Annotated in this window: 22 protein-coding genes; 9 read left to right on the top strand and 13 right to left on the bottom strand. The window is 71.2% G+C overall.

What is annotated here, in order from left to right:
* Position 1: 1 nt before the first annotated feature.
* Entirely contained in the window at positions 2 to 928 is a 927-nt protein-coding gene (gene era, locus C3K08_RS09985; protein WP_104991172.1) for a GTPase Era, read from the bottom strand.
* Positions 929 to 989: 61 nt separating this feature from the next.
* On the opposite strand from era, the gene C3K08_RS09980 reads away from it, so the two are divergent.
* The 3 genes from C3K08_RS09980 to C3K08_RS09970 all read left to right on the top strand — a co-directional run bounded on the left by C3K08_RS09980 (position 990) and on the right by C3K08_RS09970 (position 3,216).
* Positions 990 to 1,574 (top strand): YIP1 family protein, encoded by a 585-nt coding sequence (locus C3K08_RS09980; protein ID WP_104991171.1) that lies wholly within the window; start codon positions 990 to 992, stop codon positions 1,572 to 1,574.
* A 32-nt stretch (positions 1,575 to 1,606) separates the two neighbouring features.
* Positions 1,607 to 1,936 carry a hypothetical protein gene (locus C3K08_RS09975; protein WP_104991170.1) on the top strand — a complete coding sequence of 110 codons (330 nt, stop codon included), beginning with the start codon at positions 1,607 to 1,609 and terminating at the stop codon, positions 1,934 to 1,936.
* A 278-nt stretch (positions 1,937 to 2,214) separates the two neighbouring features.
* Positions 2,215 to 3,216: a TerC family protein gene (locus tag C3K08_RS09970; protein ID WP_104991169.1), complete on the top strand. Its 1,002-nt coding sequence runs from the start codon at positions 2,215 to 2,217 to the stop codon at positions 3,214 to 3,216.
* Positions 3,217 to 3,223: 7 nt separating this feature from the next.
* On the opposite strand, the gene mnhG is transcribed toward C3K08_RS09970, so the two are convergent.
* From mnhG to mbhE, 7 genes are read right to left on the bottom strand one after another with little or no spacing between them, the layout of a single operon-like run.
* A complete protein-coding gene (gene mnhG / locus C3K08_RS09965; protein ID WP_104991168.1) occupies positions 3,224 to 3,640 on the bottom strand; it encodes a monovalent cation/H(+) antiporter subunit G in 417 nt (138 codons plus the stop codon).
* Between the two features lie 42 nt (positions 3,641 to 3,682).
* On the bottom strand, positions 3,683 to 3,943 hold the full coding sequence (locus C3K08_RS09960; RefSeq protein ID WP_027459842.1) for a monovalent cation/H+ antiporter complex subunit F: 261 nt from the start codon (positions 3,941 to 3,943) through the stop codon (positions 3,683 to 3,685).
* On the bottom strand, positions 3,940 to 4,473 hold the full coding sequence (locus C3K08_RS09955; protein WP_104991167.1) for a Na+/H+ antiporter subunit E: 534 nt from the start codon (positions 4,471 to 4,473) through the stop codon (positions 3,940 to 3,942). The genes C3K08_RS09960 and C3K08_RS09955 overlap by 4 nt, the downstream gene beginning before the upstream one ends.
* Positions 4,470 to 6,011, bottom strand: coding sequence for a proton-conducting transporter membrane subunit (locus tag C3K08_RS09950; RefSeq protein ID WP_104991166.1), 1,542 nt, complete (start codon positions 6,009 to 6,011; stop codon positions 4,470 to 4,472). The genes C3K08_RS09955 and C3K08_RS09950 overlap by 4 nt, the downstream gene beginning before the upstream one ends.
* A complete protein-coding gene (locus tag C3K08_RS09945; protein WP_104991165.1) occupies positions 6,008 to 6,451 on the bottom strand; it encodes a sodium:proton antiporter in 444 nt (147 codons plus the stop codon). Before C3K08_RS09945 ends, C3K08_RS09950 begins: the two co-directional genes overlap by 4 nt.
* A gap of 53 nt (positions 6,452 to 6,504) precedes the next feature.
* Positions 6,505 to 6,990: a Na(+)/H(+) antiporter subunit B gene (locus C3K08_RS09940; RefSeq protein ID WP_104991164.1), complete on the bottom strand. Its 486-nt coding sequence runs from the start codon at positions 6,988 to 6,990 to the stop codon at positions 6,505 to 6,507.
* The gene (gene mbhE / locus C3K08_RS09935; RefSeq protein WP_104991163.1) at positions 6,987 to 9,299 is read right to left on the bottom strand and encodes a hydrogen gas-evolving membrane-bound hydrogenase subunit E; all 2,313 of its coding nucleotides are present in this window, start codon (positions 9,297 to 9,299) and stop codon (positions 6,987 to 6,989) included. Before mbhE ends, C3K08_RS09940 begins: the two co-directional genes overlap by 4 nt.
* Positions 9,300 to 9,754: 455 nt before the next feature.
* On the opposite strand from mbhE, the gene C3K08_RS09930 reads away from it, so the two are divergent.
* Positions 9,755 to 10,828, top strand: coding sequence for a 3-deoxy-7-phosphoheptulonate synthase (locus C3K08_RS09930; RefSeq protein ID WP_104991162.1), 1,074 nt, complete (start codon positions 9,755 to 9,757; stop codon positions 10,826 to 10,828).
* Here the strand turns inward: C3K08_RS09930 and C3K08_RS18285 are convergent.
* Together C3K08_RS18285 and C3K08_RS09920 are read right to left on the bottom strand one after the other, a co-directional pair.
* Positions 10,825 to 11,838 carry a permease prefix domain 1-containing protein gene (locus C3K08_RS18285; RefSeq protein ID WP_199776914.1) on the bottom strand — a complete coding sequence of 338 codons (1,014 nt, stop codon included), beginning with the start codon at positions 11,836 to 11,838 and terminating at the stop codon, positions 10,825 to 10,827. The two genes, C3K08_RS09930 and C3K08_RS18285, sit on opposite strands and share 4 nt — an antisense overlap.
* Positions 11,835 to 12,170: a PadR family transcriptional regulator gene (locus C3K08_RS09920; RefSeq protein WP_104991161.1), complete on the bottom strand. Its 336-nt coding sequence runs from the start codon at positions 12,168 to 12,170 to the stop codon at positions 11,835 to 11,837. Before C3K08_RS09920 ends, C3K08_RS18285 begins: the two co-directional genes overlap by 4 nt.
* Before the next feature lie 130 nt (positions 12,171 to 12,300).
* Between C3K08_RS09920 and C3K08_RS09915 the strand changes: the two genes are divergently transcribed.
* From C3K08_RS09915 to C3K08_RS09895, 5 genes are all read left to right on the top strand, one after another.
* Positions 12,301 to 12,795, top strand: a complete 495-nt coding sequence (locus C3K08_RS09915; protein ID WP_104991160.1) for a gluconokinase — start codon at positions 12,301 to 12,303, stop codon at positions 12,793 to 12,795.
* Complete coding sequence (locus C3K08_RS18900; protein WP_104991159.1) at positions 12,788 to 12,964, top strand: DUF2256 domain-containing protein; 177 nt, start codon at positions 12,788 to 12,790, stop codon at positions 12,962 to 12,964. The genes C3K08_RS09915 and C3K08_RS18900 overlap by 8 nt, the downstream gene beginning before the upstream one ends.
* A gap of 26 nt (positions 12,965 to 12,990) precedes the next feature.
* Positions 12,991 to 13,869, top strand: a complete 879-nt coding sequence (gene uvsE / locus C3K08_RS09905) for a UV DNA damage repair endonuclease UvsE (protein ID WP_369848559.1) — start codon at positions 12,991 to 12,993, stop codon at positions 13,867 to 13,869.
* A 249-nt stretch (positions 13,870 to 14,118) separates the two neighbouring features.
* Complete coding sequence (locus tag C3K08_RS09900) at positions 14,119 to 16,260, top strand: catalase (RefSeq protein WP_104991157.1); 2,142 nt, start codon at positions 14,119 to 14,121, stop codon at positions 16,258 to 16,260.
* 132 nt (positions 16,261 to 16,392) lie between these two features.
* Positions 16,393 to 16,935 carry a PolC-type DNA polymerase III gene (locus tag C3K08_RS09895; protein ID WP_104991156.1) on the top strand — a complete coding sequence of 181 codons (543 nt, stop codon included), beginning with the start codon at positions 16,393 to 16,395 and terminating at the stop codon, positions 16,933 to 16,935.
* A gap of 7 nt (positions 16,936 to 16,942) precedes the next feature.
* Here C3K08_RS09895 and C3K08_RS09890 read toward each other — a convergent pair whose 3' ends face one another.
* The 3 genes from C3K08_RS09890 to C3K08_RS09880 all read right to left on the bottom strand — a co-directional run bounded on the left by C3K08_RS09890 (position 16,943) and on the right by C3K08_RS09880 (position 23,797).
* Positions 16,943 to 18,679, bottom strand: coding sequence for a phosphodiester glycosidase family protein (locus C3K08_RS09890; RefSeq protein ID WP_369848226.1), 1,737 nt, complete (start codon positions 18,677 to 18,679; stop codon positions 16,943 to 16,945).
* A gap of 149 nt (positions 18,680 to 18,828) precedes the next feature.
* Complete coding sequence (locus tag C3K08_RS09885) at positions 18,829 to 20,541, bottom strand: fasciclin domain-containing protein (protein ID WP_104991155.1); 1,713 nt, start codon at positions 20,539 to 20,541, stop codon at positions 18,829 to 18,831.
* A gap of 163 nt (positions 20,542 to 20,704) precedes the next feature.
* Entirely contained in the window at positions 20,705 to 23,797 is a 3,093-nt protein-coding gene (locus C3K08_RS09880; RefSeq protein WP_104991154.1) for a DNA translocase FtsK, read from the bottom strand.
* Between the last annotated feature and the right edge of the window lie 87 nt (positions 23,798 to 23,884).

Here is a 23,884-nt window from a genome sequence, read left to right as displayed (position 1 = left end):
GTTATTCGTATCCCAGCTCCCGCAAAGCCTCCTCGTCCTCGCGCCAGCCGGGAATCACGATGACCTCCAGCCCCAGGAACACCTTGCGGTTCAGGAACACCTCAAGCTGCTTGCGGGCCGCTTGCCCGATCTCGCGCAGTTGCTTGCCCCCGGCGCCGATCACCATGCCCTTGTGGGCGTTCTTCTCCACGACGATCTCGCCCTCGATGCGCTGGAGGCCGTCCTCGCGCTCGGTCCAGCGGTTGACGCGGGTGGCGACGGCGTAGGGCAGCTCGTCGCGCAGCTTCTTCATCGCTTCCTCGCGGATGATCTCGGCGGCCCACTGCTCGCGGCTCTGGTCGGACGCGCTGCCGCGCGGGAAGAAGAAGGGGTTTTCCGGGAGGGCGTCCAGAATCTGCTCGCGCAGGGTGCCCACCGCCTCGGGGCTGTTCTGGGCGCTGAGCATAACCTCGGCCGTCTCGCCCGTGCGCTCTTCGAGCAGCGCCCGGTAGAGCTTCATCGCCTCGTCGGGGTACTTGGCGGCGTCGGTCTTGTTGCCGATCAGGAAGAGCGGCTTGGGCAGGTCGCGCACCTGCCGGGCCACGAGCTGATCTTCGTCGGTGGGGGGGTGGCGCAGGTCCACGACCCACAGGATCACGTCCACGTCGCTGAGCGCACTGTGGACCTCCTGGTTCATGTACTTGCCCAGGGCGTCCTTGGGCTTGTGCAGGCCCGGCGTGTCCACGAAGACGATCTGGTGGGTGTCGGTGGAGTGGATGCCGCGCACGCCCCGGCGGGTGGTTTGCGGCCGGGGGCTGGTGGGGGCCACCTTGGTGTTGAGAAAGGCGTTGAGCAGCGTGCTCTTGCCGACGTTGGGCTTGCCCACGATGGCGACGAACCCGGAGTGGGTCGCGGCGCCGTCCGCGTCTGGGGAGGGGAATCCGGTCATGGGGTGATTGTCGCACGGGGGGCGACGGGAACGGTCCCGGCCCCCGCCGCGTACTGGGGGCATGAGCGCCCCGACCCGGATCCAGGCGACCTTTGCCGACATGTTCGCCCAGAGCGCGGCGGTGCTGGCTCGGCCCAGCCCCACGACCTTCGAGCACTTCGAGCGCCGGGGTGGGGTGCGGCAGGCCTTCCTGTACGTGGGCCTCGCCGCCCTCGCCTCGGCGATGATCGCGGCCCTCTTTGCGCCCTTTCACGGGGACGTGACGGTGCCCGGGCAGTTCTTCAGCCGCCTGCTGCTGATTCCGCTGCAATTCGGCATCTTCACCGGGGCCGTCTACCTGCTGGGCCGCCGCCTCTTCGGGGGCACCGGGCGCTACGAGGAGGTCGCCTATACCTTCTCGCTGTTCTACGTGCCGCTGAGCCTGCTGGGCACGCTGCTGGGGATCATTCCCATCCTGGGCTGGCTGGTCAGCCTGCTGGTGACGCTCGCGCTGGTCGTGTTCGGTTACCTCGCGGTGCAGTCCAGCATGAACCTGCGCGACCCCGTGCAGGCGGGCGCGACCCTGCTGCTCTCGGCCCTCCTCAACGGCCTGCTGGTCAGCCTGCTGCTCGCGCCGCTGCTGCTCGCGCCGTTCGTGGGGCGCTGACCCCGGTGCCCGGCGCCTCTAGACTGCCGGGCATGACGCAAGCTCCCGGTTCCTCCGACGTAACCCTCTCTGCCGACGACCGCGCCCGGCTCGATCAGGTCTTTATGCAGGTTGTGCTGGACGTGCAGGGGCAGGTGCAGCAGACCCAGCCCCAGCGGGACGGGGCACTCGCCGCCATGTTCCACAAGGAGCAGATGGCGGGCGCCCTGCAAGGCTGCGCGATGCTGATCGCGGGCTGGAACGAGAACCGGGTGGATGAGGCCGGGATCACCCGCGCCGCCAAGGCCCTGCGGGGCCTGGAACTGACCGAGCTGGCCGAGCGGGTCGAGCGCCTGCGCCAGATTGCGGACCCCGAGGCCTGATTTCTCCCCGGACCGTTGTCCCCGCCACACTCGGCGGGGGCCGCGCTCTGTCACACTGCGCTCACTCCAGGGGAGTACGCCGCCCGCGCCGAAGCTCGGCCGGGTGCGCGGGGACCGACAGTTCGGGAGGCAACGCCGCCCCGGTCCCCCGCAGCGAGGGCCAGACCTGGGCAGGACCCCCATCCGGGGACGCCTGCTCCGGTGCTGGCCCCTCCCCGTTGTGGAGCCCTCGCCGCCGAGCAGCGCCGGATGGCCCGGTCCGGAAGGACACGCTCGGAATGGACCTGTGGACGACGGAGTGGATGGGCAAGCCCGTGTGGATGTGGGTGGTCTTCTTCGGGCTGGTGCTGGGCCTGCTGGTCTTCGACCTCGGCGTGCTCGCGCGGCGCCGGGGGCAGCGGGGCGAGGAGCTGGGGGTCGCGGCCAGCCTGCGCCTGAGTGCCTTTTACATCGCCGTGGCCCTGCTGTACGGCGCGTGGGTGTGGTGGGCGCTGGGCGCCGAGAGCGGCATGGCCTACCTGACCGGCTTCGCGGTGGAAAAGGCGCTGGCCCTCGACAACGTGTTCGTGATCAGCGTGATTTTCGCGGCGCTGGCGATTCCCCGCGCCCTGCAGCACCGGGTGCTGTTCTGGGGCATTCTGGGCGTGATCGTGCTGCGCGGCATCATGATCGCGCTGGGCGCGGCGCTGGTGTCGGAGTTCGACTGGGTGATGTGGGTCTTCGGGGGCTTCCTGCTGCTCACCGGCATCAAGCTGCTGCGCGGGGGCGGCGGGCACGGCGAGGCCCCCGATCTGGAGCGGCATATCGTGGTGCGGGCGCTGCGGCGCCTTCTCCCCATCAGCCCGAAGCTCGACGGCCAGAAGTTCCTGACCCGGCTGCCCGACGCCGCCGGGCGGGTGCGGCTGCACGCCACGCCTCTGCTGCTGGCGCTGTTGCTCGTCGAGTTCGCCGATCTGGTGTTCGCGGTGGACTCCATCCCGGCGATCTTCGCGATCACGCAGGACCCCTTCATCGTGTACACCAGCAACATCTTCGCCATCCTGGGCCTGCGGGCGCTGTACTTCGCGCTCGGTGCGCTGGTGGACCGCTTCTGGGCCTTGAAGCCCGCCCTCGCGCTGGTGCTCGTCTTTATCGGCGGCAAGATCTTCTGGGGGCAGGCGTTCGGCAAGGTGGACCCGGCGATCAGCCTCACGGTGACCCTGGCGATTCTGGGCGGCGGCGTGCTCGTCAGCCTGTGGCGCCCGCGCGGGGGCGGGACCGGGGACGCGGCCAAGGCGTAACCCCCGCCTACCCCTCGTCCGCGAGGCCCTCCTCGGCCAGCACCCGCAGGGCCTCGCGGTCGGCCTGCGCGACCTCGTCGGCCCGTCCCAGGGCGCCCCATTCGTCGATCCCCTCGCCCCGCCCGTCCCCCAGGATGGGCGGCAAGCCCCGTAGGTAGGCCGCCTGCGCGATCAGGTACGCCGAGAGGGGCGTAGTCAGGAACTGAAACAGCAGCACCGCCGCCAGCCGGGTAAAGGCCGCCGCGTCGTTGAGCGCAAAGGCCACCCCCAGGAAGATGCCCGCCGACCCCAACGTGACGAGCTTGCTGCTCGCGTGCAGCCGCGAGTACAGGTCCGGAAAGCGCACCACCCCGATGGCCGCGGTGAGCACGAAAAAGGCCCCGAACAGGATCGGGAGGTCGCGGGCGGGCCGGAAGTCATCCACGGAGACGCCTCCCGGCGGGGAGGAGGAGGTCGGCGGGCCTCCTCACTTCATCACCCGGCCCAGCAGCAGGTAGCGGGTCAGGGCCACGGTGGAGAGAAACCCCAGCAGGCTCAGGACCAGCGCGGCGTCCAGCATCACGAGGTAGCCGGTGCGCACCGCGATCAGGGCAAACAGCACGACCAGATTCACGCTCAGGAAGTCGAAGGCCATGATGCGGTCGCCCCACGAGGGGCCGCGCAGCACGCGGTAGGTCACGAGCAGCACCGAGAGGGTCACGATGCCCAGGGCCAGGTTGATGATCATGCGGGGCCTCCGGTGGGGGAGAGGGGAAAGGGAGTGTCCAGCGGCAGCAGGTAACGCTCCACCCGCACGATGGACGCGCGGGCCGCCTCGGCGTCGGCGGTGCCGATGGCGTGGGCGTAGAGGGTGCGGCGGTCGCGGCTCAGGCCCATCGTGACGGTGCCCGGCATCAGCGTGATCGCGGCGGAGAGGACGGTCAGCAGCCCCTCGCCCCGCAGCCGCAGCGGGACCTCCACGATCAGGGGGTTGAGGGGAGGGCGGGGCCGCAGCGCGAGGAGCGCGACCTGCACGTTCGCCACCGCCAGCTCGCGCAGGAAAAAGCCAACGAAGGCCAGCCAGCCGACCCCGCGCCGCAGGGAGGCCCGCAGATCAGGTGGCCGCTGAGGGGCCGCGCGTGCCCCCACCGCCCGTGGAAACAGCCGCACGATCAGTACCCCCAGCGCCAGCCCGACCGCGAGGTTCCGCACGCCCGGCTCGCCCAGCAGCAGCGCCCAGACCACCGCCAGCAGGGAGACCAGGGTGGGGCGGTTCACGGCGCCTCCGGCACGGTGGGCGGGGGCGGAATCACGACCGGTTCGTCGCCCAGCACGCCCCGGATGTACTGCCCCGGCTCGCTCAGCTCGGCGGCGGTCGCGTCGGCCCAGCCCAGCAGCGGCCCCGCGAAGAGGGTCAGCCCAGCGACGAGCGCGGTCGCGGCGTAGGCGGCGGCCCGCAGCGGGAGGGGCACCCGGTACACCGGGAACATCACGAGGTGCTTGCCCCAGAAAAACCCGCGCCACACGCCCAGCATCGCGTACAGCAGGATCAGGCTGGCGAGCAGGGCGCTGAAGACGGCCGCCAGCGCCAGCGGCGACCCCTGGGCCAGCCCGGCCCGCACCAGCGCGTACTTGGCGACGAATCCGCCCGAGGGCGGCAGCCCCGCCACCGTCAGCGCACACAGCAGGAAGCACCCCGCCAGCAGCGGCAGAAAGTCGATCATGCCCCGCACCGTCACCAGCCGCGACCCCGCCGCCCGTTCCGCGACCGCCGCGATGGCGAACAGCGCCGCCGTGACCAGCACGCTCACCGCGAGGTACGCCACGCTGGCCCGCAGCGCCTCCGGGGTGCCCAGCCCCAGCCCGAAGGCGAGGTAGCCCACCGAACTGATCACCGTGAAGGAAAAGATGCGCCGCCACTCGCGCTGGCTCACCGCGCCGAAGGCCCCGAACAGCATCGTCACGGCGCCCAGCCCCAGCAGCAGCGTGTTGGGCAGGGCGGGGTCCTGGTTGAAGACGGTCGTGAACACCCGGATCAGCGCGTAGATGCCCACCTTGGTGAGCACCGCCGCGAAAAAGGCTCCCACGGCGGGCGGCAGCGCCGGGTAGGTGCCCGGCAGCCAGAAGCCCAGCGGAAAGAGCGCTCCCTTGGCCGCGAAGACGATCAGGAGCAGCACGCCCACCGCCGTCACCGTCGCATTCGGTCCCAGCTCGGCCGAGCGCTGCGCGAGGTGCGCGAAATTCAGCGTGCCCAGCACCCCGTAGGCCAGCCCGCAGGTCACCACCAGCAGCGCCGAGGCGACCAGATTCATCACGATGTAGCGGAACCCCTCGCGCAGTTGCTCGCGGGTAGACCCCAGCACCGCCAGCGCGTAGGAGGCGACCAGCATCACCTCGAACGCCACGAACAGGTTGAAGAGGTCCCCCGTCAGGAAGGAGAGCTGCACCCCCGCGAACAGGAAGAACAGCAGCCCGAAGAGGTGGTGCTTTTCGCGCACCGGGTCGGGGTCGGCAGCGGCCTGCCAGACCGCCAGCACGCCGCTGACCGCCGCGAGCAGGCTCATCCACGCGCTCAGGCGGTCGGCGGTCATCACGATGCCGAAGGGCGCGGGCCAGCCCCCCAGACTGCTCACCAGCACCGCCCCGCCCGAGGTGGCCGCGACGAGCCACGCCGCGAACACCAGCACCCCGAGCGCCCCGGCGAGCGCCAGCCCCACCCGCACCGGGCGGCGCCAGGGGTACAGCAGCAGCAGGCCGATGCCCAGCGGCGTCAGGATGGGCGCCAGCGGCAGCCACGCGAGGTCGGCCGGGGTCACGGGCGGCTCCCGGCGGCGACAGGCGCCGACTCTTCGTCCTCCACGTCGGGGCGGTCGGGGCTCTGGTGCTCGGGGTCGGCAAAGGAGCCGTCATGGGCGCCAGGGTCACGGGCGAGGTTGTCCCCGAAGGCCTCCACGTCGTCGTGCCCGGCGACCTGATAGGCCCGCAGCGCCACCGTGAGCAGCAGGGCGGTGGTGGCAAAGCCGATCACGATGGCGGTCAGGATCAGCGCCTGCGGGAGGGGGTCCATGTAGGGGCCGGGCAGTGTCAGCAGCGGCGGCGACACGTCGCGCAGCCCCGCGACCGTCAGGATGGCGAGGTTGGCCGCGTAGCCGATAAAGGTCAGCCCCAGCACCACCCGCACGATCACCCGCGAGAGCAGCAGAAAGACGCCCGCCGCCACCAGCAGGCCGATAATCACGGCAAAAAGGGTTTCCATTCAGCGGGCCTCCGGGAGGGAAACGGGGCAGGGGTGGGAGAGGGCGGCCCGGTTCATTCGTCGCCCTCCACCGTCTCCTGTGGGGCCACCTCGGTCAGCGCGTAGGCGATGGTGAGGCTGGCCCCCACGACGAGCAGAAAGACCCCGACATCGAACAGCAGCGCGGTCGCCCACTCGAACTCGCCCGTCACCGCCGTGGTGATGTAGCCGTAGTCGCTCTTGAGGTAGGGCCTCCCCAGCAGGTAGGGCACCAGTCCGGTCACGAAGGAAAGGGCCAGCCCCCAGGGAATCAGCCGCGCCGGGTCGAGACGCAGCGCGGAAAAGCCGTAGGCGATGCGGTGCAGCACCAGCGCACACGCGGTCATCAGCCCGGCGATAAAGCCGCCGCCCGGCGCGTTGTGCCCGCGCCACAGCAGCAGAAAGGCGAACAGCAGCACCAGCGCGAACACCGCCCGGCTGGTCGAGCGCAGGATGGGGTCATTGGTGAGGGGCGCGGGGGCGGGGGCCTCGCGGCCGGTGGAAGCGGGGGGCCGGGTCATGGCCGCCTCCGGGCCGGCAGCTCCGCCGTGTCATCCGGGGCGCGGCGGGGGCGGCCGGGTTTGCCCAGCCGCACCAGGCTCAGCACGGCGAGCGCGACCATCCCCACCACCGTGATCTCGCCCAGGGTGTCGAAGCCCCGGAAGTCCACCAGCAGCACGTTGACCACGTTCTTGCCGCCGCCCCCCTTGTAGCTGTATTCGAGGTAGTAAGGCGAGATGGGCGGCGCCAGAAAGCGCACGCTCGACAGCACCAGCAGCGTGATGCCCACCCCCGCGAGTCCGGCCACCGCCACGTCGAAGACATACCGCCAGCGCGTGCGTGGCAGGTCGCGCACCCCCGGCAGGTACCGGAAGGCCAGCAGAAAGAGGATCACCGTCACCGCCTCCACCAGCAGTTGCGTCAGGGCGAGGTCGGGCGCCCGGAAGGCCAGGAAGGCCGCCGCGCTGCCGAACCCCGTCAGGCCCGTCACGATCACGGCGGTCAGGCGCCCGCGCGAGAGCAGCACCCCCACCGCTCCGGCGACGAGCAGCGCGGCGATGGGGAGCACCCCCAGCGGCAGCTCCCCGAAGGGGTAGAAGACCTGCGGCGCCCGCCACACCGCGTACCCGCCCATCAGCGCGGCGGCGGCCAGCATGATGCGCAGCTGGTCCGGCAACGGCAGCCCCTGCGTCCGTGCGATCAGCCACGAGGAAAAGACGTTCACCGTCTGGGTCAGGCCGTAGTACACCGTGTTTGCATTCACGCGGGGAGTCAGGCGCCGCCCCAGCGTCTCCATTCCTCTCGCCTGCCACACCAGCACCGCCCCCAGCGCCCAGGTGAGCAGGGTCGCCAGCAGCGCGGGCGTGACCCCGTGCCACAGCGAGAGGTAGCCGTCGTAGTCCGCGAAATTCAGCGCCGATTGCGCGGTGCGGGTCAACGCCTCCGCCGTGCCGGGCAGCACCCCGAAGGCCAGCGCGGTCAGCGCGAGGCCCGCGGCAGGCAGGGTCAGGCCGGGCGGGGCCTCGTGCGGCTCGGCCCCGGCGGGCGCACGCGGCGTTCCCAGAAAGACCCGCAGCAGCCTCAGCGAGTACGCGAAGGTCAGGGCACTGCCCACCACCGCCACCGCGATAAAGAGCGGCCCCTGGTGCAGCATCGCTTCAAAAAACAGCTCCTTGGAGATGAAGCCCCCCAGCGGCGGGAGCCCCGCCATGCTGAGGGCCGCCAGCAGCGCCACTGCGAAGGTGACCGGCAGCGCCCGGCGCAGGCCCCCCAGCAGCGGCAGCTCACGGGTTCCCGTCTCGTGGTCGATGATGCCCACCACGAAAAAGAGGGCCGCCTTGAACGCCGCGTGGTTGAGCAGGTGCGCGGTCGCGGAGAAGCGGCCCTCGGCGTCGGCCAGCCCGTAAAGACTCATCAGCAGGCCGAGCTGCGACACGGTGGAGTAGGCCAGCAGCGCCTTGAGGTCGGTCTGCCGCAGGGCCAGCCACGACCCCCAAACCAGCGTCGCCAGTCCCACCGGCACGATGATGGCCGACCACAGCGCCGCCCCCCCGAACAGCAGCCCGAACTTGGCGACGAGGACCACGCCCGCCTTCACCATCGTCGCGGAGTGCAGGAAGGCCGACACCGGGGTCGGCGCCTCCATCGCGGTGGGGAGCCACAGGTGGAAGGGCAGTTGGGCGCTCTTGGTAAAGGCCGCCAGCAGCGTGAGCAGCAGCGCGGGGGTGAAATACGCCGACTCGCGCAGCGCCCCCACGTCCAGCGCCGAGAGCGACGTGCTGCCGCCCCCCAGCGCGATCAGGGCGACGGCGGCCAGCAGCGCGAGGCCGCCGAGGGCACTGACCAGAAAGGCCTTGACCGCCCCGTCCCGCGCTGCCGAGCGGGTGTGCCACAGCCCGATCAGGAGGAAGCTGGTCACGCTGGTCATCTCCCAGAACCCGAACAGCGCCACGAGGTTGTCGGTCAGCACCAGCCCCAGCATCGAGCCGCCGAACAGCAGCAGGTAACTGTAAAAGCGCCCGAACCGCTCGCGCTCCGAAAGGTAGGCGACCGAGTACAGGCTCGCCAGCGTGCCGATCACGCCGATCAGCACGGCGAACAGCAGCGAGAACCCGTCGCCCCGGAAGGCGAGGTCGAGGTCCAGGGTGGGCACCCAGCGGGTGACCTCCAGCGCGGGGGCCGCCCCCGGCATCCGCAGCAGGTCGGGGATCAGGAGCAGCGCGGGCAGAAAGGCCGCCGCGGCGACATATCCGGTGCGGCGGCCCAACCGTGGCCCCAGCCAGGCGGCGAGCGCGGCCATCAGGAACGGGAAGAAGACGGCGACGGTCATGGACCGCCTGCCTGGGGGGGAAGAGGACGTGTGGACATGGGCACCTCCGGGGAAGAGCGCCGCCGCCCCGCCTGGGGTACCGGGGGCAGACGGTCGCCACTCAGCGGCGAGAAAGAAGAGCCGTCCCCCTCCGGCTCCGCTGGTCCTCGGATCCGCGTGCCCCGGCGGGTGCCACCGGGAGACTGCGTCCGACCGGAGGCCAGTTTAGCGGACGGGGAAGGCCGAACCCGGCGGGGACATCCCGAGTCGGTCGCTCCTTGCCGACTTCCCCCAATCCCCTAGACCGCTCGGCGGCCCCCTCATTCCCCCAGCCTAGACTGCCCCCATGTCGCCCCGCGCCGCGCTGTCCTATTGGCCCCGGTTCCTCCGGGCCTGACACCGCGCTGCCTATCAGCCACCAGCCCCCGGAGGAATGCACCTCCGGGCCTTTTCGTTTGAGCCATAAAAGGACCCTCATGCCCCAGCCCGAGCCCCAGGCCCACCCCGCCCGCACCGAGAACCTCAACGTCACGGCCTTCACGCGGCTGGTCACCCCGCGCGACCTCAAGGCCGAGTTGCCCCTCACGCCCGCCGCCGAAGCGGCCGTCCTCGCCGGGCGGCAGGCCGCGCAGGACATCCTGGCGGGGCGCGACGGACGCCTGCTCGCGGTGGTGGGGCCGTGCTCGGTCCACGATTTCGGGGAGGCGGTGGCCTACGCGGGGCGCCTCGCCGGGCTGCGGGCGCGGGTGGGGGACCGGCTGGAAGTTCAGATGCGCGTCTACGTGGACAAGCCCCGCACGACGGTAGGCTGGCGTGGCTTTTTGATCGACCCCGACATGACGGGGGCCAACGACATGAACGCCGGGCTGCGCCGCACCCGCGAGCTGATGTTGCGCGTGTCCGAACTCGGCCTACCCGTCGCCACCGAGCTGCTCGATCCCTTCGCCCCGCAGTACCTCTTCGATGCCGTCGCATGGGCCTGCCTGGGCGCCCGCACCGCCGAGTCGCAGACCCACCGGGTGATGGCGAGCGCGGTCAGTGCTCCGATGGGCTTCAAGAACGGCACGGGCGGGGGCCTCAAGCTCGCCGTGGACGCCATTCTCGCCGCGCGGCATCCCCACGCTTTTTTCACCATCGACGACGACGGCCGCGCCTGCGTGGTCCACACGCGGGGTAACCCGCACGGGCACGTGATCCTGCGCGGGGGCCGGGCCGGGCCGAACCACGCCGTCCCCTTCGTCGCCGAGGCCGCCGCGCTGATGGAGGGGGCGGGCCTGACGCCCGCCGTCATGGTGGACTGTTCGCACGCCAACAGCGGCTCGGACCACACCCGGCAGGCTGGCGTCTGGCGCGACGTGCTGGGGCAGCGCCTCGCCGGGCAGACGGCGCTGAGGGGCCTGATGCTGGAATCCAACCTGCGCCCCGGCAAGCAGGCCATTCCCGCCGACCTGTCCCGGCTCCAGCCCGGCGTGAGCGTCACCGACGCCTGCGTGGGCTGGGACGAGACCGAAGCGCTGCTGCTCGAGGCGCACGCGGCGCTGGGGGGTTAGGGCCACTTCAGGGTAGGGCGGGGGAGGCCGGAGCCGTCCTTCTTCCAGTTGTTGGTTTCCAGATAGATACCGCTGGATGTGCCGGGCGGGATCTTTCGTCCAGTGTGCAGGGCGTGGTCGGCAGGCATCACCGCGAAGAGGACGGCATGCTGGCTGTTCCAGGGGTCTGAGTTGATGACGCCGCTCTTGGCGTTCCGCTGGCCGTAGCCCACACCGTAAGCAGCCAGCACCGTCCACCGGTTCAAGGTGAGGGACCCGTCTGTCTCGGGCTGCCAGCCCGCGCTCCACCCCGACAGTTGGCTGGTCGGTGGCAGCGTGACGCCTGTGCAGATGCTCCCCAGACTCCAGGGGCTGAGCGGCAGGGTCTTCACATACAGCCGAACCTGCGGTACTGAACGAGTGCAGTTCGTCGGCAGCGTTTCCCAGGCCGCGCCGCCCAGCAACAGGCGGGAGACAGTGCGCTCGTTGGCCGGGCGAGTGGTCGGCGCATTGTCGTCTTTCGGGTGAGGCCGCAGGGAGGAGATGTGAAGCACTGCCATCCCCTCGTTCTTCCGCGGGACGAGGGTGATATAGAGCCACTCGGCCCGCGTGGGCAGTGAAAGTTGCCCAGCGAGATAGTGACCGCGCGGCGCGTTCGCGTCCTCGAACAGCGCTGCCAGGTCCGCCGTCCCCAACTCGCTGTCCCACCGCCACGTCGCCTGCCCCCACCCTGGCAGCGGCACGTTCTGCCATACCCACCACCCTCCGCCTCCCAGCACCAGCACGGCCAGGACTGCCCAGGCGACCCGGTTGGTAAAGACGTGCCCCAGCAGTTGCCGGTTGGTGACGCCCACGTCGCCCATCCCCTTCACGGCGAGGTGTTCGGCCTCCTCGCGGCTGAACCCCTCGGCCTCCAGCCGGGCGGCGCGGTCCATCAGGTGGGTGCGGAGTTCGGCGGCGGCCTCCAGGCGCTCCTGCCGGGGCAGGCCCAGGGTGGCGCGGTGGACGTAGCGGCTGAACACCCGGCTCATGCCCGCACCCCCCGGCGCAGCAGCAGGGCATTCACGGCCACCTGAAGCCGTTCCCACTCGGCCCGCCGCCGCGCGAGTTCCTGCCCTCCCGCGTCGGTCAGGCGGTAGACCTTGCGCGGGCTGCCGCCCCCCGGCGTGGGCTGCCACTCGCCCTCGATCAGCCCGGCCTTGCTCAGCCGCAGCAGCGCGGGGTAGAGGCTCCCCTCCGAGAGTTCGAAGAGGCCGCCGCTGCGGGTGCCGATATGGTCGGCGAGTTCCAGCCCGTAGCGCGGCTGCTCGTGCAGGGCCGCCAGAATGACCAGATCGACGGTGCCGGACTTCAGGGGCGTCATGGGAGACCTCCGGGGATAAGTCTTATCTCGCAAGGCTTGTGTCACCTAGCTTGAGGGGTCATGGCTCCGGCGTCAACCCATTTCCTTCATGCCCACGGTTGCCGGGCGGGCCAACCCTCAGACTGTCTCCATGCGGTTGGTCGTGATGGGCGCAGCGGGCAGTGGCAAGACGACGGTGGGGCGCGATCTGAGCGCCCGCACGGGGTGGCCGTTTCTCGACGGCGACGACTTCCACACGCCGGAAGCCCGCCGCCGGATGGCGCGGGGCGAGGCCCTGACGGACGCGGACCGCTGGCCGTGGCTGGAGCGGTTGCGGGCGGAACTGGGAACGCGGCCCGCCGCGGTCCTGGCCTGCTCGGCGTTGCGGCGGGTCTACCGGGACCGGCTGCGGGGACCGGGAGTCCGCTTCCTGTTCCTGCGGGTGCCGGAGCTCCTGTTGCGGGAGCGGCTGGCCGCCCGCACCGGGCACTACGCGGGGCCGGACCTGCTGCCCTCGCAACTCGCCACGCTGGAACCGCCGGGCCGGGACGAGCCAGACGTGCTGACCCTCGGCGTGGCGGCTGCCGACACCCCCACCGCCCTCGCCGCCCGTGCCCTGACCGCGCTGGGGGCAGCCCATGCCTGACCGGGCCAGAACCTTCGGCGGGGGCCGCAAGCCCTCCGAGCGGCCGAGCAAGGTCTGCGCGGCGTGCGGCCTGCCCTTTACCTGGCGCAAGAAGTGGGAGCGCGACTGGGAGAACGTGCGCTACTGCTCGGACCGCTGCCGGGCGGCTGCGAAACGGGGGGCCTCGTGACCGCCCCCGCCTACGGTCTGGTGTGCATGACGGTCGGCCCGGAGGTGCGTTTCCGGACCATTACGCTGACCAACTACCAGAAGCTCTCGCCGGGGGAACGCGAAGCCAAGCTGCTCGACCTCTACAGTGACAACATCGTGCGGGTGCGCCGGGCGGCCGACTTCTGCGCGAAGCGGGGCATCCGGCTCTACCGCCTGAGCTCCAGCCTCTTTCCGATGTTCGACCTGGAGGGCGACGACACCGGGCGGGCGGTGCTGGGGCACCTCGCGCCGCAGATGCGGGAGGCGGGGTATGCCTTCGAGGACGCCGGGATTCGCGTGCTGATGCACCCCGAGCAGTTCATCGTGCTCAATTCCGATCGCCCCGAGGTCCGCGCCTCCAGCGCCCGCACCCTCGCCGCGCACGCCGATACGCTTGACCGCTTCGGCTTTCCGCGCTCGACCTGGAACCTGCTGCTGCTGCACGGCGGCAAGGGGGGGCGGGCGGCCGAACTCGCCGCCATTATTCCCGACCTGCCCGACAGCGCCCGGTTGCGACTGGGGCTGGAAAACGACGAACGCGCCTACGGCCCGCAGGACCTGCTGCCAGTCTGCGGGGCGACGGGGGTGCCCCTCGTCTTCGACGCCCACCACCACGTCGTTCGCGAGAAGCTGGAGGGTCAGGAGGACCCCAGCGTGCGCGAGTGGGTGCTGAAAGCCCGCGCGACGTGGCGGCCCCCGGAGTGGCAGGTCGTCCACCTCTCCAACGGCATCGACAGTCCGCAGGACCGCCGCCACAGCCACCTGATCACCGATCTACCCAGCGCGTACCGCGACGTGCCCTGGATCGAGGTGGAGGCCAAGGGCAAGGAGGAGGCGGTGGCCGGGCTGATGGGGCGGGGGGCTGTACCGCCGGAGCAGCCGTGACCCATCCGCAGGACCGGCACGACAAAGGACGCACCCGGTCCGCCGGGGTTTTGCGGGCGCGGCGGGCTGCTTCAGCGTTCAGGAAGACTTCACGGTTCGGAACAGAAAAAAGGCCCCCGGGGGAGCCCGCGCTACACTGACGGCCACGTTCAACGGAGTCTGGAGGGTCGCCTGAGCCGCGTTCTGGGCTGGTTCGGGCGACCTGCTCCGTTGACGCCCCGCCTCCGATTCTCTTGGAAGGAGAGTTCCATGACCGACCACCCGAACCGGCCGCCCGCGTCCCCCGAACCCCGTGGGGTCAGCGAGCAGAGCAAGCAGGAGCAACTGAGCGAAAGCCGCAAGGACTCGCGCGGCCAGTACCTCACCACCAACCAGGGCCTGCGGGTCAGCGACACCGACAACTCGCTGACGGCGGGTCTGCGCGGCCCCACGCTGCTCGAGGATTTCCACCTGCGCGAGAAGATGATGCACTTCGACCACGAGCGCATCCCCGAGCGGGTCGTGCACGCCCGGGGCTCGGGCGCCTACGGTTACTTTCAGGTGTACGAGCCGCTGACCGAGCTGACCCGCGCCCGCGTCTTTCAGGACCCGTCGGTGAAAACCCCCGTCTTTGTGCGCTTCTCCACCGTGGCGGGCTTTCGCGGCTCGGCCGATACGGTGCGCGACGTGCGCGGCTTCTCGGTGAAGTTCTATACGGAGGAGGGGAACTGGGACCTCGTGGGCAACAACATGCCCGTCTTCTTCATTCAGGACGCCGTGAAGTTCCCCGATCTCGTCCACGCCGTCAAGCCCGAGCCGCACCACCAGATGCCGCAGGCGTCGGCGGCGCACGACACGTTCTGGGATTTCATCTCCCTGATGCCCGAAACTGCCCACAACGTCATGTGGGTGCTGTCCGACCGCGCCCTTCCCCGCAGCTACCGCATGATGGAGGGCTTCGGGGTGCACACCTTCCGCTTCGTCAACGCCGAGGGCAAGGCCCGTTTCGTGAAGTTCCACTGGCGTCCGGTGCTGGGCACGGCCTCGCTGGTGTGGGACGAGGCGCAGAAGATCGCCGGGAAGGACCCCGACTTCAACCGCCGCGACCTGTGGGAGGCCATCGAGAAGGGCGACTTCCCCGAGTACGAGCTGGGCGTGCAGATCGTGGAGGAAGAGGACGAGCACCGCTTCGACTTCGACCTGCTCGACGCCACCAAGATCATCCCCGAGAACGAGGTGCCGGTGCGGATCGTCGGCAAGATGACCCTCAACCGCAACCCCGACAACTTCTTCGCGGAAACCGAGCAGGTGGCGTTCCACCCCGGTCACGTCGTGCCGGGCATCGACTTCACCAACGACCCGCTGCTGCAGGGGCGGCTCTTTTCCTACCTCGACACGCAGCTGATCCGGCTGGGCGGGCCCAACTTCGCGCAGCTTCCCATCAACCGCCCGGTCGCGCCGGTCCACAACAACCAGCGCGAGGGCTACGGGCAGCAGACCATCCACCGGGGCCGCGTGTCGTACTTCCCCAACTCGCTGGGCGACGGCACGCCCCGGCCCGCTCCCGAGGCCGAGGGCGGGTACGTGCACTACGCGGAGCGGGTGGCGGCCCACAAGATCCGTGGGCGCAGCCCCAGCTTTGCCGACCATTTCACCCAGCCCGCGATGTTCTGGCACTCGCTGACCCCGCCCGAGCAGGACCATCTGGTCGAGGCCGCGCAGTTCGAGCTGGGCAAGGTGGAGGTCTTCGCCATCCGCGAGCGCATGGTCCACGAGTACCTCAACCGGATCGACCACAGCCTCGCCGTGCGGGTGGCCGAGGGGATCGGCGTCGAGCCGCCCACCGAGGACGCCAGTCCGGCCGTGACGGGGCGGGTGCCCGAAGTCGGTGTGGAGGCCCGCAAGCGCACCGACTCCATCAGGACCCGCAAGGTCGCGGTGCTGGCCGCCGACGGTGTGGACGACGCGGGCCTGAGTGCCGTGCGGCAGGCGCTGACCGACGCGGGGGCCACCGTCGAGGTGATCTCCAGGTTCCAGAAACCCTTGCAGGGAGAAGGCGGCGAGGTCAAGGTGGACAAGAGCTTCATGACCACTGCCTCGGTGATGTACGACGCCGTGTTCGTTCCGGGCGGGCCGGCCAGCATCGACGCCCTGAAGGGGCAGGGGGACGCCCTGCACTTCCTCAACGAGAGCTTCAAGCACGGCAAGGCCATCGGCGCGGCGGGTGAGGGTGTGGCGTTGCTGCGGGCGGCCGACCTCGCCGGGGTGGACCTTTCCGGGCCGCAGGGCCAGCCCGACCTCGGCGTGGTCACGTCGGACGGCGCGGAACTCGTGAATCTCACCCAGGGCTTTATCGCCGCCGTGGCCCAGCACCGCTTCTGGAACCGCCCGAAGGGTCAGGTGCCTGCCTAACCGCCCTCGCCGACGCGCCGATGGGTAGCCCTGAGCTTTCCCCCTGCCGAGTTCGCCCCCTGCCGGGTTCGGTTCGGCAGGGGGATTCCTGTGGTGACGCCGCCCGGCTCCCGGCACGCTACCCTGGGAGGCGTGAACGTCGTCGTCTTCGACCTGGAAACCACTGGCCTCTCGCCCGAGCGCGACGCCATCGTGGAGATCGGGGCCATGCGGGTGCGGGACGGGCGGGTCGTGGAGGACGAGCGCTTCGAGACGCTGGTGCGCCCGGTGAGCAGCTCAGGCGATTCCCTGCGGATTCCCTGGCGGGCGCAGCAGGTTCACGGCATCAGCGACGCGATGGTGCGCGGGGCGCCGGAGTTGCGCGACGTGCTGCCCGAGTTCCTCGACTTCGTGGGCGACTCGGCGGTGGTCGCCCACAACATCGGTTTCGACGGGGGCTTTCTGCGGGCGGCCACCGGGCGCTGCGGCCTGCGCTGGGCGCCCCCGGCCGAGCACTGCACCATGCAGCTCTCGCGCCGTGCCTTTCCCGGCGAGCGCTCGCACCGCCTCGACCTCCTTGCCGAGCGGCTGGGGCTGGAGTTCGCCCCCGGCGGGCGGCACCGTTCCCTCGGGGACGTGCGCGTGACTGCCGAGGCGTATGTGCGCCTGCTGGAGCGGCTGCGAGTGGGGGTCTAGCCGGACCCTATTTCTGCGCCCCGGTCACCTTCGGCACGAAGACGATCGCGTTGGGCACCGGCCGACTCCAGACGGTGTTGAGGTAGCCGCCCAGCCCCGCATACCCGCCCGTCAGGTAGGCCGTCGCGCTCGACCCGCTGTCCAGCCGCACCGCGTCGCGCACGCCCGCTCCCGCGAGGGCCGCCGCGAACGCTTCCGGCGTGCCGTGCTCCAGGTAGGCGACGGTGGGCTGGCCCTCCAGCACCCCGAAGGCGACCTGCCGGGTGGCCCGCCAGATGCTCGCGCCCGTGTCGAAAGCCTCGCGCTTCGGGTCGAGGACCACCCGGCCCTCCCGCACCAGCAGCGGCCCGGCGGCCAGCGCGTCCTGCGCCCGCTCCCAGGGGGCGTCGGTGGCCTGCCAGTTCACCGACACCGTGAGCCGGGCGCCCGGCGTGCGCGGCAGCGCGGGGAAGCGGGCGGGATCGAAGGTCAGCGCCAGCAACCCGCGCGGCGGCACGGCCGGACCGGAAACGACCCGGCTGACCCGGCCCCCCTCGCTCCAGAGGGTGGTCAGCCCCTCGGCCCCCACCCGCGTCGCGCCGTCCCCCACAAAGGCCGTCAGCAGCGTGGGCCGCACCTTCGCGCCCACCCCGTTCACGGTGAGGGTGCCGAGGTCACCGCCCACCACGTAGCGGGGGCGGGGGTAGCCGAAAAGGGGCGTGCCCTGGGGGGTAAAGCCCACCGCCGCCCGCTTTTCCAGGCTGCCCGCCGTGAGGAAGCCCCCCACCGCCACGAGGTCCACCGGCAGGCTGCTCGCGGGGTCGAAATACCCGCCGTTCACGCCCGCCACGGCGCCTGCCGCCCCCACCAGCGCGGCCACGTCCCTGGCTGCCCCCACCGGGGCCGTCACCACGCGGGGCTGGAAGCGCGCCGGGTCAAAACTCAGCAGGTGCAGCCCGCCGCGCGTGCGGTAGGTCACTCCCTCCGGCAGCGCCTCCGGGTTGACGGGGGGCGGCACGCGGGGGTCGAGGTGGGTGGTCGTGTCGATCACGACCCGGTAGGGGTTGTTCAGGGTGAAGATCTCGCTGGTGCCCCCACCCGTGCGCAGGTGAACGCGCACGCCGTTCCCGGCAGGCTCCACCCGCAGCAGGTCGCCGCTGCGCAGGGCCGTCTGGGAGGGGGTGCCCGTCACGCGCGGCAGCACCACGCTCAGGCCACCCGACTCGCGCACCACGCTGTGGGGGGCGGCGGCGCTGAATTCCAGCACGACCCGCTGCACCTCCACCGTGCGGTAGACCGAGCGCCCCACCCGCACCGTGTCGAGATTCGCCAGCGGGGGCAGGGCAGGCGGGACGGGCGCCGCGTCGGGGGCGGGCAGGTCGGGCGAGGGCGGCAGCGTCTCCTCCGGCACGGTGGCGGGGGCGGCGAACCCGAGGAGGCTGGGCGTGTCCGCTGTAACCGGCACCCCCAGCAGCCGCAGGGCCGCGAGCGGCACATACAGGCTGGGACCGATGGCCTGCGGCGCGGCCAGCCCCGTCCCGCCCGGCAACGTGAAGCCCACCGCCCGCCAGCCGGTCCCCGGCGCATGGCGCAACTCACGCTCGCCGTAGCGCAGGCGCACGTCCTGCGGGTCGTTGCGGACGGCCACGCCCAGCCGGGGCAGGGTCCAGACCGCCAGGGCCTCGCCCCCCCCGGCAGGGTCCGCGTCTCCACCGCCGCCGCCTGCACCGCGCCGCCCACCGCCACCGGGCGGGCGGCGGCCCACGTCCCGGCCAGCCCCAGCAGGGCCAGGGCCACTGCTCCTCTCGTCCTGCGCCGCCTCGTCACGGGCGCGAGTGTACCGTGCCTGCCCCGCCCCCCGTCCATACGAAACCGCCCGCACGGGGCGGGCGGCTGGGGGGAAGGCGGGTGGGCTTACTGCCCGGCGGGAATCAGCACGGTGTTGATGATGTACACGGTGCCGTTGGAGGTGGCGATGCCCTCGCCCTGGATGGTCGCGCCTCCGATCCGGGCACCCGTGGTGCCGCTGGGGCGGGTCAACGGGACCTGCACATTGGCGGCGGTCGTGAGGTTGGGGCTCTCGGCCAGCGCCGTCGCGGTCACGCGGCCGGGGACCACGTGGTACAGCAGGATCTGCCGCAGGCGGGCGGGGTCCGCACGCAGCGCCGTCAGCGTGGCGGCGGGCACGGCGTTAAAGGCGTCGTTCGTGGGCGCGAAGAGGGTGAACTCGCCGCCGCCCAGCGTCTCGGTCAGGCCCGCCGCGCGAATCAGCTCCGCGAGGATGCTGAAGCGGGGGTCGGTGGTGACAAAGGCCGCGAGGCTGCCCGCCGCCGGGGTGACGGTCGCGGTGGTCGTCGCAGTCGCGGTGCCCGAGGTAGTGCCCGTCGTCGTCGTGGTGGCGGTCGTCGCCTCGGCCGTGGCGGGCGCTTCTTCCACGACCTCGGCCGCCGGGATGGTCAGGCCGGGGGGCAGCAGCACCTGGTTGATCACGAAGATGGTGCCGTTGCTCGCGGTGGCGAAGGTCTCGGCGATCGGGGACGCGTTGACCGTCCGCGAGGTGCCGCTCTGGCTCAGGGACAGCACGCCGCCCTGCACCGAGGTCAGGCTGGTGCTGCTGGCAAGCTGCTCGGCCGTCAGGCGGCCCTGCACCACGTGGTAGGAGAGTACCTGCCGCAGCACGTCGGGGTTGGCGGCGAGGTTGGCGAGGGTCGCGTCGTCAAGGGCCGCAAAGGCCTCGTTGGTGGGCGCGAAGATGGTGTATTCGCCCGTCGTCAGCGTCTCGGTCAGCCCCGCGTCGCTGAGCAGGTCGAGCAGCGTGCTGAAGCGCTCGTCGGCCACGATCACGTCGTAGAGGGTGTTGGTCGCGACGGTGGCTTCCGTCTCGGTGCTCGTCTCCGCCGCCGCGTCCGTCGACTCGGTCGTGGCCGTTTCCGTGGTCGTCGTCTCGGTGGTGGTCGTCGTGGTCGTGGTGGTGGAAGTCGTCGAACCCGTCAGCGGTACGGCGGGAATGCTCCGCAGGTCGAAGGCGGCGGGCGCCGTGACCGCCGGAGCCGTCGTCACGGGCGCGGCGGGGGCGGGCGTGCTCACGACCGGGGCAGCGGGAGCGGGGGTTGCCGCGGCGGGGGCAGCGGGCGGCACCAGCACAGTATCGATCACGTGAATCACGCCGTTGCAGGCGGCCACATCGGCGCGGGTCACGGCGGCGTTGTTGATCATCACGCGGTTATTCATCACGCGGACATTCACCGTGGCCCCCTGCGCGGTGCGGGCGCTCGTCAGGCTGCGGACCTGCGCCGCGCTGACCTTGCCGGGCACGACGTGGTACAGCAGCACGCTGCGCAGCATTTCCTCGTCGTTGAGGATCATGGCGAGCTGATCGCTGGGCAGCTTGGCAAAGGCCGCGTTGGTGGGCGCGAAGACCGTGAACTGGCCGCTCGCGAGCGTCTCGGTCAGCCCGGCCGCCTCGACCGCCGTCAGCAAGGTGCTGAACTGCGGGTCGGTGGAGACGATCTGCGCGATGCTGCGGCAGGTCGCGGGGTTCTGGGCGGCGGGAGCGCCCGCCCCACCCGCGAGCGCGGGGGTGGCGAGCATCAGGCTGAGCGTGAGCAGGTTGGTCTGCTTCTTCATGACATCACCTCGGGAATAGGGTTTGGAAAGGCTGGTCCGCTCCCCAATGTTCTACACCCCGCGCTGAAACGCAACTTCGGTAACCTTTCCCCCACAACTCATAAAAGAAAAAACGACCGAGCTTGGCCGCTTTCTCATGTAACTCCCAGATTGGTTGGGGCGGTTAGCGCCCGAAATACTCCGGCAGATCCGCCTCCGTGATCAGCACGTCGCGCGGCTTGCTGCCCTGGTGCTTGGAGACGATGCCCATCGCCTCGAGCATGTCCATCAGCTTGCCCGCGCGGGCGTGGCCCACCGACAATCGGCGCTGAAGCCGCGAGACACTGCCCTGGCCCTCCTCGATGCAGATCAATGCCGCTTGCCGCAGCAGGGGGTCGGAAAAGTCCATGTTGGCCTTGTCCGGGCCTGGGCCGCTCGCCTCCGGAGCCCCCTCAAAGTCCGAGCCGTAGGCTTCCACGAAGGCGTCGTCGAAGACCTGCCGCCGCAGCTCGTCCGCGACGCGGGCCGACTCGACCTCCGAGATGTACGGCCCTTGCAGGCGCACGGGCTTGATCAGGCCGGGCTGGTAGAACAGCATGTCGCCCATCCCGGTGAGGCGTTCGGCGCCCACCGAGTCGAGAATCGTGCGCGAGTCGTGGCTGCTGCTCACGGCGAAGGCGATGCGGGCGGGCACGTTGACCTTGATCAGCGAGGTCAGGATATCCACCGAGGGCCGCTGGGTCGCGAGGACGAGGTGCATGCCCGTGGCGCGGGCCATCTGCGCAAGGCGCATGATCGCCGACTCGACCTCCTTGGGCGAGGTGATCATCAGGTCGGCCAGCTCGTCGATGATGATGACGAGGTGCGGCAACTCGGTCTCGCCGACCTGCCGCATCTTGGCGTTGTACTGCTCGAGGTTCTTGGCTCCGACCTGACTCATCATCTTGTAGCGCCGCTCCATGTGGGCGACCGCGCCCAGCAGCACACCCGCCGCGTCCATCGGGTTGGTCACCACCGGCCGCACGAGGTGGGGAATCCCGTCGTAGGGCGTGAGTTCCACCATCTTGGGGTCCACCATCAGGAAGCGCAGTTCGGTGGGCAGGTAGCGGTACAGCAGCGACGTGATCAGCGTGTTGACGCACACCGACTTGCCCGAGCCGGTCGACCCCGCGATCAGGAGGTGCGGCATCTTGGCGAGGTCGCCGACCATCAGCTCGCCGTCAATGCTCTTGCCCAGGATGATGGGCAGCTTGGCCCGCGTGCCCCGGAAGGTCGGGGCCGCCGCCGCCTGATGAAAGGTGACCGGCTCGCGTTCGAGGTTGGGCACCTCCAGGCCGATCACGCTCTTGCCCGGCACCGGGGCCTCCACGCGCACGCCCCCCACGGCGAGGGCGCGGGCGAGGTCGTTCGAGAGGCTGGCGATGCGGCTGATCTTCTCACCGGGTGCGGGCTCGATCTCGTAGCGGGTGACGGTCGGCCCCCGCGCGAAGTCCACCACACGGGCCTGGAGGCCGAAATGCCGCAGCGTCTGGTCGATCACGGCGGCCCGCTGCTGCGCGGCGACCTGAAGGGCAGCCGGGTTGACCGTCCCCACCGGAATGGGGTCGAGCAGGTCGTAGCCCGGCAGCGCGATGTCGGTCGCGCCCTGGGCCGGGCGGCGGCGCTCGGGTTCGGCGCTCTCCCAGGGGGCGGCGGGTTTGACCTCGGGCTGGGGCTGCGGGGCCGGGCGGGGAGGCGCGGCCCGCACCCCGTCGGTCCCGGTCCCCAGCAGCACGCCGGGCTCGGGCGGGACGGCAGAGAGGACCGTCGTGCTGGGGCCAGCCGCCGGGGAGGAGGAAAGGGGAGAGGCGGGCTCGTCCGCCGTCTCCTCCCCGGTTTCCGGGCGGGTGAAGTCGAAGTCCAGCGTGGGAGCGACTGCCGCATCTTCGGTGTCCGGCCGGGTGGGAGCGGTCTGGCTCAGCGGCGCCGCGCCCACGGCCATCGCCGCCGCGCGTTCGAGGGCGTCCTGCTGTGCCCGCTCCAGCCGTGCCCGCCACTCCGGCTGGTCGGCCAGGGTGCCGCCCGGATCGCTGGCGAGCGCCTCCGCGAGGGCAGCGGCGAGTTCGGTGGGGGCCCGGTCGAAGGCCGCCGCGAGGTCGGGCCAGCCGGGATAATGGCGCTCGCGTGCTCGCCAGGTGGTGAAGTCTTCCGCCAACTCGCGCCAGGCTTTGGCCCGCTCGCGGTGCGCGGCCTGCTCGCGGGCCAGCACCCCCGCGTCGGGCTTGGCGAGGGCCTTCTCGGCGGCCTGCCGCTCGCGCTCCAACTTTCCGGCGCGGGCGGCGAGGCGTTGCAGGTCGGTCACGAGCCCCCGCCGCTGCCGCTCCAGCGCCCCGCTCGCCAGGGTGCCGGGCAACTCCACGCACAGCTCGTGGCGCCCGGCCCGGACCTCGTTCGCGGCGGCCTCGGCCTGGGCACCCGCATCGGGGGCCTCGGCGGTCACCTCGGCCCGCAGGTCGCGGGCGGCGTTCCCCACGAAGGTTCCGGTGACCTCGCGCCAGGCTTTCAGGTCGCCTTCCAGCCCCTTGAGGCCCGACTCGTCCTGGCGGCGCAGGTCGCGGGTGGCGGCGCGAATCTCCTCCTGCTGGTCGCGCAGGGCCTGGGCACTGGGGTAGAGGCGACGCAGGGCTTCGAGTTCGCGCGTCTGCGCCGCCAGCGCCTGCCGCACCCCACCCCGTGCCCGCGCCGCCTCGCGCCCGTCTTGCCGCGCTTCAATGGCCCCCTGCACCGCGGTCGCCCCGCCGCCCAGCAGCACGCTGACGCCCCGGAAAAAGCCCTTGAGCAGCGTGAAGGGCGGCATCCGCAGCATGATCTCGACGCCCAGGGTCAGCACCACCAGCGGCAGCAGGGCGGCGGCGTAGCTCAGCGCTCCCGTGAGCGGGGCCATCACCCGCGCGGCCCCTTCCCCGGCGGCCCCCGGCACGAAAACCTCGTGCAGGGCAAGCAGGGCCGCCACCACCACCGCGCCGCCCAGCACCCGCCGGGTCAGGCCGGAGAGGTCGCGGCCCAGAAACACCAGCACCCCGTAGCACACCGGCACCAGCGGCAGCAGGCCGGCGCCCCAGCCCAGCCAGCCGGTGAGGGCTCCATTCGCCTGCGCCATGATGCCGCCGCCCGTGAAGAACTGTGGCAGCAGCAGGGTCACTGCCAGAAAGATGCCCAGTGCGAACAGCACCAGGCCCAGCGCCTCCCCGTCGAACCGACTGGGGGGAGGAGCCGTTTTTGCACGAGCCTTCGCCATAGCCCGCAGTGTAGCCCACCCCATGCCCGCGCCGCCCGCGCCCAGCGCCGCTTTTCGGGCTGCCCACCTGTGACGGGGACGTGATGG

Origin of the sequence: Deinococcus sp. NW-56 (genome assembly GCF_002953415.1) — a bacterium.
Lineage (GTDB): Bacteria > Deinococcota > Deinococci > Deinococcales > Deinococcaceae > Deinococcus.
The sequence above is the reverse complement of the archived record's forward strand: the minus strand, read 5'-3'. Positions and strand labels throughout refer to the sequence as shown.